Genomic DNA, 17,818 nt, shown 5'->3' with positions numbered 1-17,818 from the left:
TTTTATGGCACAAAAAGGCAATATACACTATTTTGCTATTAATTTAGTAATCTCTTCCTCAAAAACATCTAGGGTATATTTTCTAGACCAGTCCGACGCCTTTTGGCGTTTGCTTATGTAATCCGACCCACTATACAAAAGAGCTTCCAATTGAGCGAGGTCTTTTTCCAAATTCATTTCCAACAAAACCCCTCTTTCCCCATAATCCAACATAAAAGGCACACAAGATACAGAAGTAGCTACGGGAACACAACCCCAAAACATACCTTCAGCGATAACTTTCGGCCAGCCTTCGCTGTCAGAAGGCAACAATACAAAATGACTATTTTGATATGCTTTTTTAACGATTTCCTTTGATTGGTTTCCTTCCAGTGAAATGATTTTTCTTAAATCATTTTGGATAATATACTGTTCCAATGTATTTCTTTCAGCACCCTCCCCATACAGAGCTAAAGTGAGATCATATCCTTTCTGAAATAAAGCTTCTATCAATTGTATTGCATACAAAGGGTTCTTGCCTTTAACCAAAGTTCCAGCAAAAACAAAATCAATGCGCCCTTTTAAGTCTTTTTTTAAAATAGGCAACTTATCGATTTCATGGTAAGTGGCAGTAAAAAAAGGTTTTAAATTTTTTGAACTCCCTTCCCATTCACCATAAACCAAAACCTTCATATTCCGGGTTAAAAATGTATTTCCCAGTATCAACTGCTGCAATTTATAAGTCCAGAACTGTTTAGATTTGGGATCCCAGTTGCCGGCGTATTTGGCAGTTTTGGGAGTATTGGGAAACAAAATCTGAATGAAACAGGCCAATAAACCTATATTACCAGGGCATCGCAAATGGATGTGATCTGCTTTTTTCATTGCAGTATAAATTCGCCAACTGATTCCTGGTATTTTTAAAACGGCTTTAAAAACACTTTTTACACTTAAAATATCAAAAGTGTCAATCCCTATAAATGTGATGTCTTTGTGCTGATAACGGCTATCAATAGGCGTTTTAGCTGACACAGTAATTGGTGCCACAATGATCAGTAACTCAACATACTTTGCCCACACATTCATTTCACGAACATAAGGACCGTAAGCAAAATAATTGTCTTGGTCCTGAATATGGGGTACATGGGTGATAATAACGAAAGTCATTTTATAATATTCAATTGCGATTTACTTTTTCTTCCAGTAAATGTATTGTTAAATCTAATCATTATCAACAAGAGTATTTAAATTTACTTCTGGTTTTCAAGGAAGAAACTCAAAAATAACTTAGGCCAAACCTTTTTTTAAATCCGAATTTGAATTATTATTTCCCCCTTTAGATAAAACTAAGATTTAGAACTAAAAAAAGTTTGTTTGACTTAGTTTTTTTCTACGGACTTCCAATCTTCTCAAATTATAAATTTATCAAGATAAAATCTATGAATCTACTTATTTAATAATTTCACTAATGCTATAAATTAATTAAGGAAAAGACTTCTATATTTACATCATATTATTCTCTAATCTTATATTCTAATGGACTTAAAGGAAATTTCTTCTGGTGTTGACCAAAATACACATTGGTATTATCAAAGTAAAAAACTTCCCCTGTTCAATTATTTTAAAAAATTACCGGATGGCATTAAATATAATATAATTGATGTTGGTTCTGGCTCAGGATTTTTTGCTAAAGAACTATTACATACTTTTCCAGATAAAATTAATATTTGTTATTTAATTGACACCGAATATACTGATAAAGAAATTACTGAGTCATTGGGTACTAAGTTTCTTAAACAAAATAAAATACCTAATGCAGTTTCAAATTCATTGGTCATTTTAATGGATGTTTTAGAACATTTGGAGGATGATTTTCAAATGTTAATCGATATAAAAAACAATTCAGTTGGCAATGCTAATTATTATTTTATTACCGTTCCAGCATTTCAATCGTTATGGTCTGCTCATGATGACTATTTATGCCATCATAGAAGATATACAATAACTACACTAAAAGAATTATTATTAAAAAGCAAATTTCCGTTCGATTCAATATACTATTTGTACGGAACATTATTTCCATTGGTATGGATTACCAGAAAAATATCTGGCTTGTTCCCTTCTAAAGAAATCACTTCAGAAATGAAGCCTGTTCATCCTATTTTAAACAAAATATTACTTTTCATTGGCAACTTTGATGCAAATTATATGGACAAAAACAAATTAGCAGGAGTTTCATGTGTTGCATTTGGAAAATATACAAATAAATGATAGAAATTAAAAACAGATTATTTCAGATAGGAATTGTTGTTCCATGCTATAATGAAGCAAATAGAATTTCATTAATTGAATTTGAAAAACATATTAATAAAAATCAAAATCATTTTTTTTGCTTTGTAAATGATGGAAGTACCGATATAACATTAAAAACATTACAGACTTTTTCCTGTAAATATCCAAATCGGGTATCTGTTGTTGATAATAAAATCAATTTTGGCAAAGCAGAAGCAGTCAGAAGCGGCATTAATCATCTCTTATCTCAAAAAAAATTTGATATACTTGGCTTTTTAGATGCTGATTTATCAACACCACTAGATGAAATAGAAAGGATTGTTACACAATTTAATAATGATAAAAAACTTATTGTTTTTGGCTCCAGAATTAAACACGTTGGAGGTTATGTAGAAAGAGAATTTATCAGATATATTTTAGGGCGAATTTTCGCTACAATTGTTAGTAGTTGGCTTTTAAAAATAGCTGTATATGATACCCAATGCGGTTTCAAATTTTTTAGACCAATTATTGTCAAACCTTTGTTTGACGAGACATTCCAATCTAAATGGTTTTTTGATATTGAATTGTTCTGTCGAATTAAAAAAAATTTTCCTAATACTGACATCAATAAAATTGCACAAGAATTTTTTATTACTACATGGAAAGATGAAAAAGGATCAAAAATAAAATTATCAGATTATTTTAATGCCCCTTTCGAATTAATCAAATTAAAATATCATTACAAAATATAAAAAGAAAGCCAAATCAAATTCTAGATACAATTCTAAAAAATTGTAATTATTGATTAAAATCAGCTTTGATTCTATTTGGAAACATATGAAATGAAATTTTATTGATTATTTTTTGAATCCAAGAAATACGATACAAACCCGCAGCACTCATAAGATACAAAGCAACTCGCGAAGGAAAAATATATCTTGGCTCCATATACGTTAATCCGTGAAAAATAAGCAAAGAAATAATGATCCCCCAAAAAATCCAATACCGAATTAAATTTTTCTCTCGGAATAAAAATAATACAGCACCGGCAACAATAATTAAATTAATAGAATTGATAAGCAAAATAAAAATCCAATAGCCAATAGGTCCTTTCAATGGTCCTAAATCAAACTGATTAGGCTGAACACTATTGATAAAATAAACATGACCGTAAAAACATTTTACAAAAAACTGCCTGATAAATAAACCCGGATGTTCCAATGCATCATCAGTTAGAAATTTTTTGTAAACATCAACATAGGATTGATGCGTTTGATCCATAACCGCAGAAAGTGCAGCGCCGCTTTTATTCCAGTTCTGATAGTCTTTACTGTCCGGTCGAATATCACTTTCCCAAAAACGGAAATCCGTTGGTTCTTCCCGGAATTGAAATCTTCCTTGATGCGCTACATAATAAAATAAGGTTTCCTGATTCCCTCCTGATTTAGTTCCCGTTATGATTTTTGCAAGCTGTAAAATGCCCGACCCTAATAATCCAACACAAACAAAGGATACCATCATTTTTTTTCCATAAGATAAAAAGAAAGATTTATTCTTAAAAAAGGCATAGAAAACGACTAAAAAACCTAGTCCTAAAAGCAATAATGTATTGGGTCTGTTCAAAATCAGAAACCACATACCCAGTATCATAAAAATCCAACCGGATTTCTTATCAGGTTGATGAAGGGCAATTGACCATCCATAAATAGCTAAAGTTGAAGAAAAAAAGGCGGGAGCTTCTGCCATTATTCCTAAAGAATAATAACAATGAATCGGAAAAAGAAAAAAAAACAGGACACTTAATATACCAACCTCTTTCGAAAAAAGAGAAGTTCCAATTCTAAATATCAAAAGTAAACTAATGGTAATAATAATAGTAGTAAAAACAACTCCATAAACCCAAAGTTGGTCGTCAGTCGCATTTGACGGCGCTAATAAATAAGCAGGAGTATAAAACAGTATGGGCCCGGGCGCTTTCGTAATTACAACCTGATCATATGGAATTTTTCCTTTAATAAATAAGGCTAAATTCTTAGATTCTTCATGGAAGGTAATATCCCCAAAAGGCTTCGCTTTAAAAGGAAGATTTAGAACGACCAACATCATCAATGATGAAATCAATACAATAATACCATTAATTCTTTTAGTTGAAAAATTTCTACTATTCATATAATAAACTCCTAAGGACCAGTTTTCAAAAATGGGTAATGTTGAAAATTGACTAAAATTTAGATTTTAAATTATTTGTTGAGGCTTATTAAATAGTAAAGTTAAACACCCAACTGTTCTTCCTATAGCTTCGGTAAAGGCTTCCTTTCTTTTACTGGTGGTAAAAGTATTGCTAAATCGAATCAATGTTAAAAGAAGCGTGATCAAATTCCATTTTAATTTTGCCTTTAAGGAAGGTTTTGGGTTCTTGATTCTCCAGACATACCAACCATTCCTCACTACCATTTTACCATATTGGTATTGGTTAGGTCGTCCTGATGGGTTATGAAAATGACTTAATTTAGCTGCCGTATTCACATATAATTTGCCTATTTTGGCTACTCTCAAGGTGAAATCAGTATCCTCATACAAGCCATATCCTTCAAAATAGGAAGAGAATTGTAGCTTTCTAAAAACTTCCGTTCTAAAAGAAGAAACCCCTCCCATCAATTGTTCAACTTCATAAATTTTCCCGCTAGGAGGTAAAAAACTTACACTTCTTCCATGGGAAAATAACGGTGAAAATCCTGGGGAACAGTCGCTGTCTAACCCTAATCTTTTTCTCAATATAAATCGGCTCCCATCCTTTCGCTTCCATCCGTCAAAAAAATATTCATCTATTTTGGGTTGATAATCAGATCCTACCCATTCACATTCTGTCTCATTAATAATATAGCCACCTACTCCTAAGGCTTCCGGATATATTTGATAGGTGCTTAGTAATTGTTCAAAATAATCACTTTCTAAAACTGTATCATCATCCAAGAAACAAACAATTTCTACATCATTTCCAACTCGCTCAATCCCATAATTTCTTTGTTTGGTCAAACCACGATGAGTTGGTGGAACCAGAAAATAGGATAGGTTTATGAAATGATTTTCTTGTAAAATGATTTCAGTTTCAGTATTCGTTGAACCGTCAATAATCAGGATTTCATCAGGATACACCGTTTGTTTCTGAATCGACTGCAATAAATGCAACAAGGATTGAGAACGCATATAAGTACAAATAATTAGTGTAAATTTCATTCTCTTTTTTTCAATTCATTAGCCCAAAAGACACTTCTTTCCCATTGTTTTCTATAATTCATAAAATAACGCACCGGATTTTTTATGTTTTGATATTTATAATACTTAAAAAACAAAGTAGTTTTGTAACCTCTAACTTGTTCTTGTGTATGGTGCAAAATTTGATACAACATTATTGTTGGCGAAGGTTTCGGCTGAATCTCGTCCTTTTGCCATTGCAACTCCGGTTGTGTCCTGAAACCACCAACGGGAGCTTTCAAATGCAGTATTTCAGGTTCTGGTAAATATAAAATATCATGTCCTTTATTTCGCAATTGCATTCCAAAATCACCGTCTTCACCAAAGCCAAATTCATAGCCCATCTTAAATTTACAATTCTTCAAACTATCCGCAAATACAAAACTACAGCCAGTACCAAATGTCATCCACTGAAAAACAACAGGTTCTTTTTGATGTTCCTTCTTTTGAAAACACTTCATAGAAACCGCTTTAACGCCGAATTTATCTATACCTTCAAATGCTTTTTGGATCAAATTATTCTCCATCCGAATATCATCATCAGCAAGAAAAACCCATTCACTTGATATTTGTTCTAAAGCAATATTCCTTGCATTACAGGCACCCGCCTGACGGGTAAAAATATGTTTTATAACAAATGGCCAAATTTCATTGGTTAAATAATCCAATTCCGACTCACTTCCTTCGTTTGAATTTTGTTCCACTATAATGACATTAGTTGGTAAATGGGTTTGTGATTTTAAATCCATTAAAACATCGTACAAATAGTTCCTTCTCCCAATAGTAGGAATAATGACATCAACAGTTGCTTTCTCAATATTTCTCCTCGATGATCGTACCGTGATGTTATCTAAGTCAATATTTACCTTACTCCTATTCTTATAAAAAAGCGAACAAATAAAAGGTACTACTGGAAATTTTCTTTTATACAACAGCAAATTCAATAACAATAAAAATACCCATTGTGTTTTATAATGCTGTTTTACAAAACGGAAAAGGAGGTACATATTCGCTTTTGCCATTTTGCCTATTTCTATATGTCTTAAAAGTTGCGGCTCGGAATAACACAGTATTCCCAATGGCATACACAGTTTTGCAACCGAATTAATGTAATAATCGAAATCCGAATCGACAGGAATACTGTCTTTTATTGCAATCAAAAACGAGGCGTGAACTAGACCTACAACACTGCTCATTTGCCAAGTAGGATAGCTTACATTTTTGTTAATTTTAATAAAAGGAGATTCTTCTACATAGCCCATTTTTTTACCAAAATAATTTCCTTCATCAGGACGATACGAAAGCATCATTTTGTTGTGATAAAAAACAGTATTTATTATCTCCAAATTGAGATAACCTTTACAATTTGAATGACACCAAACTATTTTTTCATCAGGAAATGCCAAAGCCAATTTTTGCAAACCTAAAGCCATAGATTCATTAGGATCAAATTCATTTTTTTGATCTTGTGTTGAAATTACTTCTGTAATTTTGTTGTTTAAATGGTAAACTACTATCAAAACTTAGTCTATTATAGATTTGTAAAATGACAAACTCTGTTGTGCCACTATTTCCATGCTAAATTTCAGGACTGCCTTTTCTCTTGCTTTTAGGCCAAATTCTTTTTGCAATTCTTTATTTTCAAGTAAGTCAATAATTTTACTTGCATAAACAGTATGATCTGTTGGATGCACTAAAAAACCTTGTACTCCATCATCAATCACTTCAGTTGCCCAGCCAATGTTGGAAGCAACGATTGGTTTCTGCATGGCCATCGCTTCTATCCAAGAGACAGGAAGAGCCTCGGCAAATGTAGGAAAAACGCAAAGTGTTGCTGCATTAATCTGCTTTTTTACGTCTTCATAGGGTACACTTCCCAAATAGTTCGCATTCGTCCTTGCCTCTTCCGTAAAAAGCTCCTGCATCATCTGCCAAGTTGAAACATTTCCAGATAGTATATCAGAAACATCTCTACCAACCAAAACTAATTTTACATCCGGTCTTTTTTTTACTACTTCATTAAAAATAAGAGGTAATTCCAACAATCCTTTTTTACGGATTAAGCTGCCAAAATAAAGAATGGTGTTATTGCCTTTGTTCTTTTCACTGTCATTGTTATTCTGATTAAAGAGCCCTATATCAATCGAATTTGGGATGATCGTGAATTTCCTCTCTAAACCAAAAACTTCATTCGTTTTATCAGCCGTAAACTGACTTACCGAAAGCAAGGCGTCGGCTTTTTGCAACGCTCTTTTTTCATGAAATTTATTAATCCATTTCACGGGTCGTTGATCTAAATGACAGAAATACGTATCCGAACCATTCAACCGAATAACGATGGGACATTTTTTAGGGGAGATAAAAGAGGTAATACCAGTCCAATCCGGTGCTTCTACCAAATCAATTTCTTTTTCATTGTATAAGTTATCGATAATTTCTTGGAGCTTTTTCCGCGTAAGATACCAGGATAATCCTTTTAGTTTTACATTTTTTATTTGTTGAATACAAATACCATTATCATCAAAAACACCCTCTTCCTTTTGTCCATAGACTAAAACCCGAACCGAACAGCCTTGTTGTAAAAGTCCTAAAGCCAAGTTCTTGATACTGGTACCTATGCCACCGGAGATTCCGGTTTTAAGGTGTGGATATTCTGGTGTTAAAAAGGCAATTTTCATATCTTATTTTTTGAAAAAATCTTTTAAAATTATCTTTGTAAACAACCGTGCCCCTGAATCATTTAAATGTCCGCAGGACGAGAAATACTGATCTCCTTGAACGACATCTTCATAATTGTGAATTTCAGGATAGATTGCATTTACTTTCTGAAAATAATCCAATCCTTTAGTATTGGAACACATTGGCGTCATAATCCCAATTAGATTAATCTTGTTTTCCTTACAAAGACGTTTAATATTTTCGTAATGCTTATTACGGACGGGTTTTAAGTTCCTTATATCATTTTTCATATTGGCATTAGGATTCACTCCCAGCGGATAATATCCCAAATTTTTAAATCCGACTCCCTCTTTATGAACTGCTGTGAAAAATACTTCTCTAAAACCAATCTTAGTCTCATATGCAATATAGCGGTAAAAAGGAACATAATAACAAGCAAAAAAATCAGACTCTCCTGAAAAATGGTTCTTAATAGTTTCTGATTGATGTATGTAAGGCAAAAACTTGGTCGCAACACCATCTGCCCTGCCTTCATAAGACAGATTCAAATCGGCTTCTACAATCACATTTCTAATTATGTACTTACGCTCTATCATTAGCTGCAACAACAACGATGCTTCAAACAAATGACCTCCACTCATGCCAAAATTAAATGTTTTTAAACCCTTGTCAGCAAACATTGGAGCAACGAAATGATTGTTGGCTCTGGAGCTCCCCAAAAAAACTACATCCAACCGTTGAGACTTTGAATTGAACACCTCTTCAATTTTTCCTCTTTTGGAAGAATGTAAATAAACAGTCGTATAAAAAAAATCCAAAACAACCAATAATAAAAATATGGTAACTAAAATCTGGCTAGTTAATCGTAAAAAATTTTTCATTAAAATTGAAAATAGATAAATTCTTTGTAATCCGAATAGGTTCCTAAAGCGAGAATCGCCATAATGCACAATGCTACTTTCAATCCACTATATCTTCCTGAAATTGGCTCTATTTGATTCCTGCTATTCCATTCTACAAGAATGAAAGCAAGAATCAACACTATAATTTCGTAGTTATATCGCTCATTTTCCAGATACTGTGCTTGAAAATTCCTGTTAGTAAAAATACGCTTTATATAGTCAAATGCAGCATCTATGGATTTCGCCCTAAAAAAGACCCACGCCAAGCAGCATAAAGCAAAAGTAACAAACATACTTCCTAATACTCTAAGGGAACTAAAATCCCATTGCAACTGAACCGTTTCGATATTAGACCGATTTTTATCTCGAAGCAATAAGGGTAAAAAATAAAGGGCGTTGATAAAACCCCATGCTATGAAAGTCCAACTAGCGCCATGCCAAAAACCACTCAACAAAAAAATAACAAATACATTACGAACCTGTTTTAATTTACTCCCTTTACTGCCTCCCAAGGGAATATAAACATAATCCCGAAACCAAGAAGACAAGGAAATGTGCCAACGGCGCCAAAACTCGGCTATATCTCTGGAGAAGTAAGGATAATTAAAATTTCGTAACAAATCCAATCCAAACAATTTGGACATCCCTAACGCCATGTCCGAATAACCCGAAAAATCTCCATAAATCTGGAAAGCAAAATAAAAAGCTCCCAACAACAGCGACAACGAGTTCATCGAAGTGTAATGATCAAAAATGGCATTAGCATAAGTCGCACAAGTATCCGCAATGACCACTTTCTTCACTAATCCCCAGATGATTTGATAAACACCTTCTTTGGCTTTTTCAAAATCAAAGGCTCTTTTTACTTTTACTTGTGGCAGTAAATGAGTGGCTCTTTCAATTGGTCCCGCCACTAAAAGCGGAAAATAACTAACAAACAGAGAGTAATCTACAAAATTATATTCTGCTTTAATTCGCTTTAAATAAATATCAATCACATAGGATAATCCGTGAAAAGTATAAAAAGAGATACCGACAGGAAGAATAACATTTAGCAATAGCGGACTCGTTTGCAGTCCGAAACCATTCAACAATTCTGAAAAAGAAGATACAAAAAAATTATAATATTTAAATATACCCAGAAACCCCAGATTCAAAATAATACTCAACCAAAACCAAAATTTTCGAGCAGTTTCATTCTTAGCCTTCTCGATTCGAATACCGGTATAATAATCCAAAAAAGTGGAGAAAACCAACAGAAACAAAAACCTCCAATCCCAACAGGAATAAAAGTAATAACTCGCTACAATGAGGATTGCATTTTGTGCACTCTTGGTTTTATTAAATACAAACCAATACAGCAAGAATACAATGGGCAGGAAAACAGCAAAAGATAAGGAATTAAAAAACATAGACTAATGTAACAAATTTAAGAATGTAAAATTAAGATTTATTAATCCAATACCAAAGCCAAATGATTCGCAACCATTTTTGTCAAAGTCAAATCATTTACATTTTTATTTACCGCAGAGCAATTGGTTATTCTAGACTCCTTATTCAAAATTTTACGTAAAATTTCGTTCAACTCATCAACTTTAGCGACTTCAAATAAAAAACCATTTCTATTCTCTTCAACTAATTGCAGCACATTACCCTGATCTTTGGTGGTAATTACAGGTAAATTACTCATTAAACTTTCGACAACTGAATAACAAAATGTTTCACCATGAGAAGGATGAATTAAATAATCGTACTTGCAATAGATTTCGTTTAAGTTAGAAACACTTCCTTTAAAATTAAAAAATTTTTGAAGAGAAAAATCCTCAATCATTTTTTTTAATTCCTCTTCAAAATATCCTTTACCGTAAATATCAATAGTAAAGTCAAACGATTTTAAATCCTTCACCGCTAAAATTAAGTCTTGAATTCCTTTGTCTTTTCTAAGATGAGAAACCACAATAAACTGGGTATTAGAGTTAAAAATTTCTTTCTTTATATATTTACCAATCTCTAAACCATTAAAAATAACGATTGATCTCTTCTCTATTTGCGCGCCAAATTCTCTAATTAATTCACTTTTGGAATATTCTGAAACCCCAACAAACAAATCAATATATCTCGAAAACAAAATTCCTTTGATTCTTTTCTCTATTTTCTTTTTCAAAGGATAGCCATTTAACGGCCGAGGATTGTGATCTATTGCAATAATTTTAGCTTTGGAAAACTTCTTTATTTTATAAAATGAAGGCGTGCACAGCTCTAAGAAATGAGTCATAATATGCGAATAGTTTGTTTTATTTTGCTTACAAAAAATAAAAAAATAGTTTTCCACCTTATAATTACAATCATGAATACTCAGGTCGGAATACGCTCCATGGCCGGATTGATTCGGAAAAAACCAGTCTATCTGTATGCCTCTTTCTTTACATTGTTCATCAAACAGCCAAAAAAAGTAGTCCATTCCGCCTACCCGTTCCGGCAACAGTTCATAATTACAGAGTATGGCTATTTTTCGATGCTCAATCATGAAATTGGGATAAGGTTTCCGCAATTCTTTTACTGGTGTGCAATAAGGGTTCGCTAATCTGCAAATCAATCATTGCTTTTCTTTCTGTTGTTCTAGACTTAGGATTAGTCAATGCGTCATTGATTTGACTTATCAATTCTTCCTTATTTTTAGCAATGGTCACGCAATGACTATTGACTACTTTTTTAAAATGATCATAATTTAAAAACCGCTGATCATTGTACAAGCCATTTTCCGGATTACCAAAAACGGTATTGATCACAGGCTTGTCAAATAACATAAAATCCAGGCTCATAGTCGAGCACATATTGATATTCAAATCGACATGTTCCAACAGGGACCGTAAATCAGTAATATCTTCTTCAGTGGGAATTCTTTGCGACCAACTTTCGGTATGGTTTTCCCGAGTCAATATCCATTTCGGAACATTCCAAACTATTTCAGGAAATTCATTCTTAACAGCTTTAAATCGGGCATCGTCTTCGGCAGGAGAAGTTCTCACAATCAATTGTACGTCGGTGGAAATACTTTTATTTCGAATAGCATTGGCCATGGCTTTGATTACAATTGGATCATTTTGTCCAATGGAAACATCAGCACAACTAAAACAAATGGTTTTTTTATTGGTTTCCAAATGAAATTTACGATAAAAATCTTCGCCTTTAGTTTCATATTTTCCCATTACATAAGGCTCGAATTGCGGAGTTCCCACCACTTTTACATTTTTCTCCTTTACATTCGGATAAAAATACAACAATTCGGCTTTCATCAGATTGCTCCAAACCAGAAAATAATCAAAAGCACCTAGCATTCTCCCTTTAGAAGCCAAATTATCCCAACTAAAAATAAAGGTGCTGACCGGTATTTTTAATTGAATGACAGCATGTAAGAAAGGAGCTAAATATGATGGTCTTTGGTGTGTGAAGAAAACATGTGATGGTTGGTCTTCTTTCAATAATTGACTATACGATTTTGTTATTTTATGATTGGAAAAAGATAGAAATTGCAATTTTTCGGCTAACAAAATACTACCGTTAGAATGAATAAAATAGGTGAAAAAATAAATAATTTTAACCAATAGGGAGTGTGCCGAATTATTTTTTGGATAACCCGTAACCAGATTATCCTTCATTCCATAAAAAGAGTGATGTTTTTGCAAATGCGCCACTTCTTTCCACTTTCTAAAAAACCAAGTCAATTTTCCTTCCACGAAAACATCCAATTCTTTGATGGTTATATTGGATTGTGGAATAGAACGATAAGCACTTATCGGCAGGCCAGAATATATTGTAACTATATCAAATTGTTGAGCAGCTTCCGTCAAGAAATCACTCATGATGAAATTGCGGTAACCTACACCATCTGTTATAACTATTCCTAGTTTTTTCATTTATATTTAAGAATCGATTTTAACAAATAAATTGCGTTGATAAGCAGTTATGTCATTAACTTCTTGCCAAATTTCATAATCATTGTCATTCAATATTTTCAAAATTTGATTAAAAGTTTCCTTACTCATTGTGTTAGGAATATAATACTCAAAATTAATAATTGATGGTTTTATCTCTTTAAAATCAATATTTAAGATAATTTCAGAGTCATATCCCTCCGCATCAATTTGAAGCAAATCAATATTTTTAATATTATTAGTTTTTATTAGATTTTCTAATGAAATACAAACCACTTTTTCTTCTAAAATATGCTTTGAATCTATTTTACAATTTATATGGTGTTCTTTATTGAATGAAGCTATACCTTTAGAGTATTTAGGTAACATAGAGGCTTTATTTGGGTTTACTCGATGGATTATTATATTTTCCTCTGTGTTATGAATGGCCAAATTAAGCGTATTAATTAAAGGATGATTTCTATAATTTTTTTGTAATTCGTTAAAGTAATCCAATACGGGTTCTAAAATAAATCCCTTAATTTTATTTTTATTCCAAGTTACAAAATGATATAAAGGGTCATCATTAATACCATCATTCCCTCCAATTTGAACAAAACAAATTTCGCCATTTCTAGCTAATAATTTATTCAAAATACTATCCAAAAAAACAAAATTACGGGTTCTACTAAATTTATATCCCTTTTTATAAATCATTTTTTTAAGATAAATCTTTAGCTTTTTTGTATTCATATTGTATATCTATATTTTTTTATATGACTGTCCGTTACTAATACCAAGTCGTTTAAAGAGCTGCAATTAGGAGTCTTTCCGATAGTTGGTCTCCAAAATACCTTCTGTTAAATTTATAACAAAATTCATCTAAATAATTTTGCATGTATTGATCATTTATGATGTATTCCTAAAAGCCCTTTTTTTTGCGTTGCTAATTGTTCGATTGACCCATGGAAAAATTTTAGCAGATTTTGTTTTGTTAGGTTCTATTATAACGCTATGTTTAGCAATTACCTCCACTAATTAGCCATCTGTTAAAATATTTGCTGATTTATCTACAGATTTTTCAACTTCTTTATTTATCGTTTCTGCTTTTAAATCTTCCATGACTACCATTTTTAGATAACCTACTGTTCGGTTTACCTTTTTTTGGAGCAGATAAACTTGGCTCAGACTCTACCATTACCAAAACTTTGGACTGTCTTTCGCAACCTCTGCCTCTTTTATTTTGAGTAGATTCACCACTATTCGGCTCTTCTTTCTCTTTCACTACCTCTTTATTGTCAACTCTTTCAAAAAAACCTTCATCAAATTCTAAACATCCTTTCAATTGGTATTTTTCATCTCGTTTACTCATCACTCGTCGTATTTTATGCATCATAAACCAAATTGGCTCATACCGTTGATGCCCTAACATACGTTGCATTTCTAAAGCTGAAAAACTCTTCTTTGATAAAGTCATCAACTCTATACAAAGCATCCAATATTGAAACGGTAAGTTCGAATTTTCCATAACCGTGCCTGAACGCAAACTAACACGGCTACCACATTTTTTACATTGAAATTTCAAATCGGTCTTCCTAAAATAGTGTTCAGTGTGTTGACATTTTTTACAAACAACACCTAATTCTAAACGGTGCGTTTTAAAACCTTCTATTGAAGATGATTCGTCGGGATATTTTTCGAAAAAGGCACGTAAATTCATGTGATGGATTTTAGGAGTCTATATACCCAAATATAGTCTTTTTTACTTATTGGTACAAGTTACGGACAGTCATAAAACAAAAAACGCCAATCCCTACACGCATAAAAGAAATAACTGGCCAGTAACAGCACAAAATTTTGAAGATGCAGGCTTTTATTATTGACCCACCAATATATGGTAAAAACAATGGGGAGAAATATCAGGAATTGAAAAGAATTGAAAAGCATTATATATCCCTAAATTGTTTCTGATGGTTGATTACCCAAATATTTCCATTTTCCATTGATTCCAGAAACAATTGGGTACTATTTCCCTGACCAAAATCCGGATTCGTTTTTTTAACTTCGTGCCTATGTATCTTTTTCAAAGCGGCAGCAATATTTTCAGGTGTATAATCAACATTAATAATGGCTGTAAGCACTGTCCTGTTTTGTTGACGTGTCCCGATATTGATAATTGGAATGCCATAATAGGGTGCCTCTCTAATCCCGGCACTGCTGTTTCCTATAATAAACTGGCTATCTTTTAATAAACTCAAAAAATATTCAAAACGAAGGGATGGAAAAACTCTAAATCTGGAGTTATTCTTTAATTTTTCATATTCCTCAATAATGCATTTACTTCCTAAATCATTATTTGGATAGATTACAACATAATTATGAGTGTCTTTTAATATAGCTTCCACAAAATTATTAGCATGCAGCTTCATTTCTTTGGCTTCTGTAGTTACCGGATGAAACATCACTATGGCATAGTCCTCAAAATCTATTTCGTAATACCGTTTCACTGTTTCTAAATCAGGAAGCGAATCTGAAAACATAATATCAATGTCGGGAGAACCAATAGTGTAAATTGAAGATTCCATTTCACCCATTTGAACCAAACGTTTTGCTGCATCACCACTAGAAACAAAATGAATATGACTTAATTTACTGACACTGTGCCGAATTAATTCATCAACCGTTCCTGATAATTCTCCACCTTCAATGTGTGCTACTAAAATATTATTTAAAGAACCAACGATAGCTCCTGCTAAAGTTTCTACACGATCACCATGAACCACAATCAAATCCGGTTGTACTTGTTTACAATAGCCGGATAAACCTTCAATAGTTTTGGCTAATGTTAAATCCATTGTAGTTTCGTGGGTATGATTTTCAAACCTATGGATATTTTTAAAATCGCAACGTTCTATTTCTAAAAGAGTATATCCATATTCTTTTTGCAAATGCATACCCGTAACAAAAACAAAAACTTCAAAATCTTGATGGATATCAAGCACAGAAATTAATGATTTTATTTTTCCAAAATCAGCACGGGTTCCGGTTAGGAATAAGATTTTTTTCATATTATTCAAAATCGCTCCAATCTACTTGCATATCAATTTGAATATCTTTGACTGCAATTTTACCTATAATATCTTCATAGTGTTCTGCTAAAATCTGACCAGTTCCTGGCCTTTTTACCCAAATATTTTCTTTGGTAAGTAGCTCTCCTTTTTTAATGGTAGCAATAGTACAAACAGTTGCAAAAGCAAAATCGATTGTAACTTGTTCCTCTAAAGCAGGCTGTTTAGTTCCTCCTCGCATTTGTGCTATTTCAGCACTATTTACAATGAGTGCGATGCAAGCATTCTCATCCATACTGCATACAATATCGGGGCCGGTTCGATTCATGTGGTCTGTAAAATGACGTTCCAGAATAGAAGCTCCCAATGCCACAGCTCCTAAACATGCATTATTATTGAGAGTATGATCTGACAACCCAAATACTTTATCAGGAAAGGCATTATGCATGGCCGCCATTGCGCCAAAGCGTACTAAATGAATTGGAGTTGGATACAAATTAGTGGTATGTAAAAGCGCCACAGGAACAGTAAGTTTTTCAAAAATGGCAACTGCTTTGCGAATACTTTCAATAGTATTCATCCCGGTACTTAGAATAACTGGTTTGCCAAAAGAAGCAATATGTTCCAACAAAGGATAATTATTACATTCACCTGAACCTATTTTATAAGCTGGAATATCAAAAGTTTTCAACCTTTCGGCAGCAGCTCTTGAAAAAGGGGTAGAAATAAAAATCATGCCCTTACTTTCTACATAGTTTTTCAACTCTAATTCATCGGCTTCGTTTAACGAACACCTTTCCATTATTTCATAAATAGAAACATCGGCATTGCCCGGAATCACTTTCTTGGCGGCACCACTCATTTCGTCTTCGACTATATGAGTCTGGTGTTTGACCATCTCAACACCTGCCCTATGCGCTGCATCGACCATTTCCTTTGCTATTTGTAAAGACCCTTCATGATTAATGCCAATCTCGGCAATAACCAATGGAGGGAAATCAGAGCCAATTTTTCTTCCGGCTATTTCTATGTATGGATTCATCAAAGTAAGTTATAAATTATAAGTTATGAGTTTTTGATATAAATATTCTGCATAATCGAAATCATCTTGAGTATCAATATCAATACTGGCAAAAATATGATTTACTACATAAGGGATACTATTTTCTGAAATAATTTTACCTTCTCTTATCAATCTTGATTTACTGATATATAACAACCCATTTTCAAAATAAAGCGGTTCCAAATCCTGACTGCGTTGCCCTATAGTATAATTATAAGGTTCAAAACAATTGCTTGTTATCTTCCCTAATTTTTGATGATTCCTGGTAACGGTAAACAAGCTATCCGAATCAGTCATTCGATACCTTTCAAAAGCTTCCTGAAGCAAATTTTCAGGCCGCAAAGGATTTGTTGGTTGTAATAAAATTACATTTTCAACAGTACTATCTTCGATAACTTCCAGCGCATGCTGTAGTGCAGTCAATGTCGATTCAAATTCCCCTGACAAATGTTCCGGTCTGTCAATCACTTTCACTCCATATTGTAGTGCAATTTTTTTTATTGTTTCATCATTTGTAGATACATAAACTTCATCTATAATATCTTTATTCTTTTGAGCCAATAAAATACTGTGAGCAATAAGCGGGATTCCTCCAAAAAGAAGATTATTTTTATTTGGTAACCTTTTAGAACCCCTACGCGCTGGAATTATTGCTATGTTTTTCATTTTAAAAAAAAGTATTTG

At 32.9% G+C, this 17,818-nt stretch carries 15 protein-coding genes and 1 pseudogene; 2 read left to right on the top strand and 14 right to left on the bottom strand.

Going from position 1 to position 17,818, the window contains the following annotated elements; translation table 11 throughout:
• Nucleotides 1–27 precede the first annotated feature (27 nt).
• Nucleotides 28–1,146: a glycosyltransferase family 4 protein gene (locus ACNO7W_RS11590; RefSeq protein ID WP_417938261.1), complete on the bottom strand. Its 1,119-nt coding sequence runs from the start codon at nt 1,144–1,146 to the stop codon at nt 28–30.
• Between the two features lie 369 nt (nt 1,147–1,515).
• On the opposite strand from ACNO7W_RS11590, the gene ACNO7W_RS11585 reads away from it, so the two are divergent.
• Nucleotides 1,516–2,250 (top strand): hypothetical protein, encoded by a 735-nt coding sequence (locus ACNO7W_RS11585; protein WP_417938260.1) that lies wholly within the window; start codon nt 1,516–1,518, stop codon nt 2,248–2,250.
• Nucleotides 2,247–3,005, top strand: a complete 759-nt coding sequence (locus ACNO7W_RS11580) for a glycosyltransferase (RefSeq protein WP_417938259.1) — start codon at nt 2,247–2,249, stop codon at nt 3,003–3,005. Before ACNO7W_RS11585 ends, ACNO7W_RS11580 begins: the two co-directional genes overlap by 4 nt.
• A gap of 46 nt (nt 3,006–3,051) precedes the next feature.
• On the opposite strand, the gene ACNO7W_RS11575 is transcribed toward ACNO7W_RS11580, so the two are convergent.
• The 13 genes and pseudogenes from ACNO7W_RS11575 to ACNO7W_RS11515 form a co-directional block, all read right to left on the bottom strand.
• On the bottom strand, nt 3,052–4,422 hold the full coding sequence (locus tag ACNO7W_RS11575; protein ID WP_417938258.1) for a hypothetical protein: 1,371 nt from the start codon (nt 4,420–4,422) through the stop codon (nt 3,052–3,054).
• Between the two features lie 66 nt (nt 4,423–4,488).
• Entirely contained in the window at nt 4,489–5,490 is a 1,002-nt protein-coding gene (locus tag ACNO7W_RS11570; protein ID WP_417938257.1) for a glycosyltransferase family 2 protein, read from the bottom strand.
• Entirely contained in the window at nt 5,487–7,028 is a 1,542-nt protein-coding gene (locus tag ACNO7W_RS11565) for a glycosyltransferase family 2 protein (protein ID WP_417938256.1), read from the bottom strand. The genes ACNO7W_RS11570 and ACNO7W_RS11565 overlap by 4 nt, the downstream gene beginning before the upstream one ends.
• Before the next feature lie 3 nt (nt 7,029–7,031).
• On the bottom strand, nt 7,032–8,186 hold the full coding sequence (locus ACNO7W_RS11560) for a glycosyltransferase family 4 protein (protein ID WP_417938255.1): 1,155 nt from the start codon (nt 8,184–8,186) through the stop codon (nt 7,032–7,034).
• Between the two features lie 3 nt (nt 8,187–8,189).
• The gene (locus ACNO7W_RS11555; protein WP_417938254.1) at nt 8,190–9,068 is read right to left on the bottom strand and encodes a hypothetical protein; all 879 of its coding nucleotides are present in this window, start codon (nt 9,066–9,068) and stop codon (nt 8,190–8,192) included.
• Complete coding sequence (locus tag ACNO7W_RS11550; RefSeq protein WP_417938253.1) at nt 9,068–10,501, bottom strand: MBOAT family O-acyltransferase; 1,434 nt, start codon at nt 10,499–10,501, stop codon at nt 9,068–9,070. Before ACNO7W_RS11550 ends, ACNO7W_RS11555 begins: the two co-directional genes overlap by 1 nt.
• A gap of 41 nt (nt 10,502–10,542) precedes the next feature.
• On the bottom strand, nt 10,543–11,253 hold the full coding sequence (locus tag ACNO7W_RS11545; RefSeq protein ID WP_417938252.1) for a glycosyltransferase: 711 nt from the start codon (nt 11,251–11,253) through the stop codon (nt 10,543–10,545).
• A 355-nt stretch (nt 11,254–11,608) separates the two neighbouring features.
• Nucleotides 11,609–13,006 (bottom strand): hypothetical protein, encoded by a 1,398-nt coding sequence (locus ACNO7W_RS11540; protein WP_417938251.1) that lies wholly within the window; start codon nt 13,004–13,006, stop codon nt 11,609–11,611.
• 6 nt (nt 13,007–13,012) lie between these two features.
• Nucleotides 13,013–13,756, bottom strand: coding sequence for an FkbM family methyltransferase (locus ACNO7W_RS11535; RefSeq protein ID WP_417938250.1), 744 nt, complete (start codon nt 13,754–13,756; stop codon nt 13,013–13,015).
• Nucleotides 13,757–13,808: 52 nt separating this feature from the next.
• Nucleotides 13,809–14,732: pseudogene (locus tag ACNO7W_RS11530) on the bottom strand (IS1595 family transposase).
• Between the two features lie 217 nt (nt 14,733–14,949).
• Nucleotides 14,950–16,071, bottom strand: a complete 1,122-nt coding sequence (gene neuC / locus ACNO7W_RS11525) for a UDP-N-acetylglucosamine 2-epimerase (RefSeq protein ID WP_417938249.1) — start codon at nt 16,069–16,071, stop codon at nt 14,950–14,952.
• A gap of 1 nt (nt 16,072) precedes the next feature.
• The gene (locus tag ACNO7W_RS11520) at nt 16,073–17,113 is read right to left on the bottom strand and encodes an N-acetylneuraminate synthase family protein (RefSeq protein ID WP_417938248.1); all 1,041 of its coding nucleotides are present in this window, start codon (nt 17,111–17,113) and stop codon (nt 16,073–16,075) included.
• A gap of 9 nt (nt 17,114–17,122) precedes the next feature.
• Nucleotides 17,123–17,800, bottom strand: coding sequence for a cytidylyltransferase domain-containing protein (locus ACNO7W_RS11515; protein ID WP_417938247.1), 678 nt, complete (start codon nt 17,798–17,800; stop codon nt 17,123–17,125).
• Nucleotides 17,801–17,818 lie beyond the last annotated feature (18 nt).

It is taken from the genome of Flavobacterium sp. ZB4R12 (assembly GCF_048276375.1).
Lineage (GTDB): Bacteria > Bacteroidota > Bacteroidia > Flavobacteriales > Flavobacteriaceae > Flavobacterium > Flavobacterium gawalongense.
Note: the sequence above shows the minus strand (reverse complement) of the source record. Positions and strands in the feature narration are given on the sequence as shown.

Bases quoted from the DNA above. Each gene is read 5' to 3' on its own strand.
- ACNO7W_RS11590 (WP_417938261.1), bottom strand. From the start codon at position 1,146: ATGACTTTCGTTATTATCACCCATGTACCCCATATTCAGGACCAAGAC.
- ACNO7W_RS11585 (WP_417938260.1), top strand. From the start codon at position 1,516: ATGGACTTAAAGGAAATTTCTTCTGGTGTTGACCAAAATACACATTGG.
- ACNO7W_RS11580 (WP_417938259.1), top strand. From the start codon at position 2,247: ATGATAGAAATTAAAAACAGATTATTTCAGATAGGAATTGTTGTTCCA.
- ACNO7W_RS11575 (WP_417938258.1), bottom strand. From the start codon at position 4,422: ATGAATAGTAGAAATTTTTCAACTAAAAGAATTAATGGTATTATTGTA.
- ACNO7W_RS11570 (WP_417938257.1), bottom strand. From the start codon at position 5,490: ATGAAATTTACACTAATTATTTGTACTTATATGCGTTCTCAATCCTTG.
- ACNO7W_RS11560 (WP_417938255.1), bottom strand. From the start codon at position 8,186: ATGAAAATTGCCTTTTTAACACCAGAATATCCACACCTTAAAACCGGA.
- ACNO7W_RS11555 (WP_417938254.1), bottom strand. From the start codon at position 9,068: ATGAAAAATTTTTTACGATTAACTAGCCAGATTTTAGTTACCATATTT.
- ACNO7W_RS11550 (WP_417938253.1), bottom strand. From the start codon at position 10,501: ATGTTTTTTAATTCCTTATCTTTTGCTGTTTTCCTGCCCATTGTATTC.
- ACNO7W_RS11540 (WP_417938251.1), bottom strand. From the start codon at position 13,006: ATGAAAAAACTAGGAATAGTTATAACAGATGGTGTAGGTTACCGCAAT.
- ACNO7W_RS11535 (WP_417938250.1), bottom strand. From the start codon at position 13,756: ATGAATACAAAAAAGCTAAAGATTTATCTTAAAAAAATGATTTATAAA.
- neuC (WP_417938249.1), bottom strand. From the start codon at position 16,071: ATGAAAAAAATCTTATTCCTAACCGGAACCCGTGCTGATTTTGGAAAA.
- ACNO7W_RS11520 (WP_417938248.1), bottom strand. From the start codon at position 17,113: ATGAATCCATACATAGAAATAGCCGGAAGAAAAATTGGCTCTGATTTC.
- ACNO7W_RS11515 (WP_417938247.1), bottom strand. From the start codon at position 17,800: ATGAAAAACATAGCAATAATTCCAGCGCGTAGGGGTTCTAAAAGGTTA.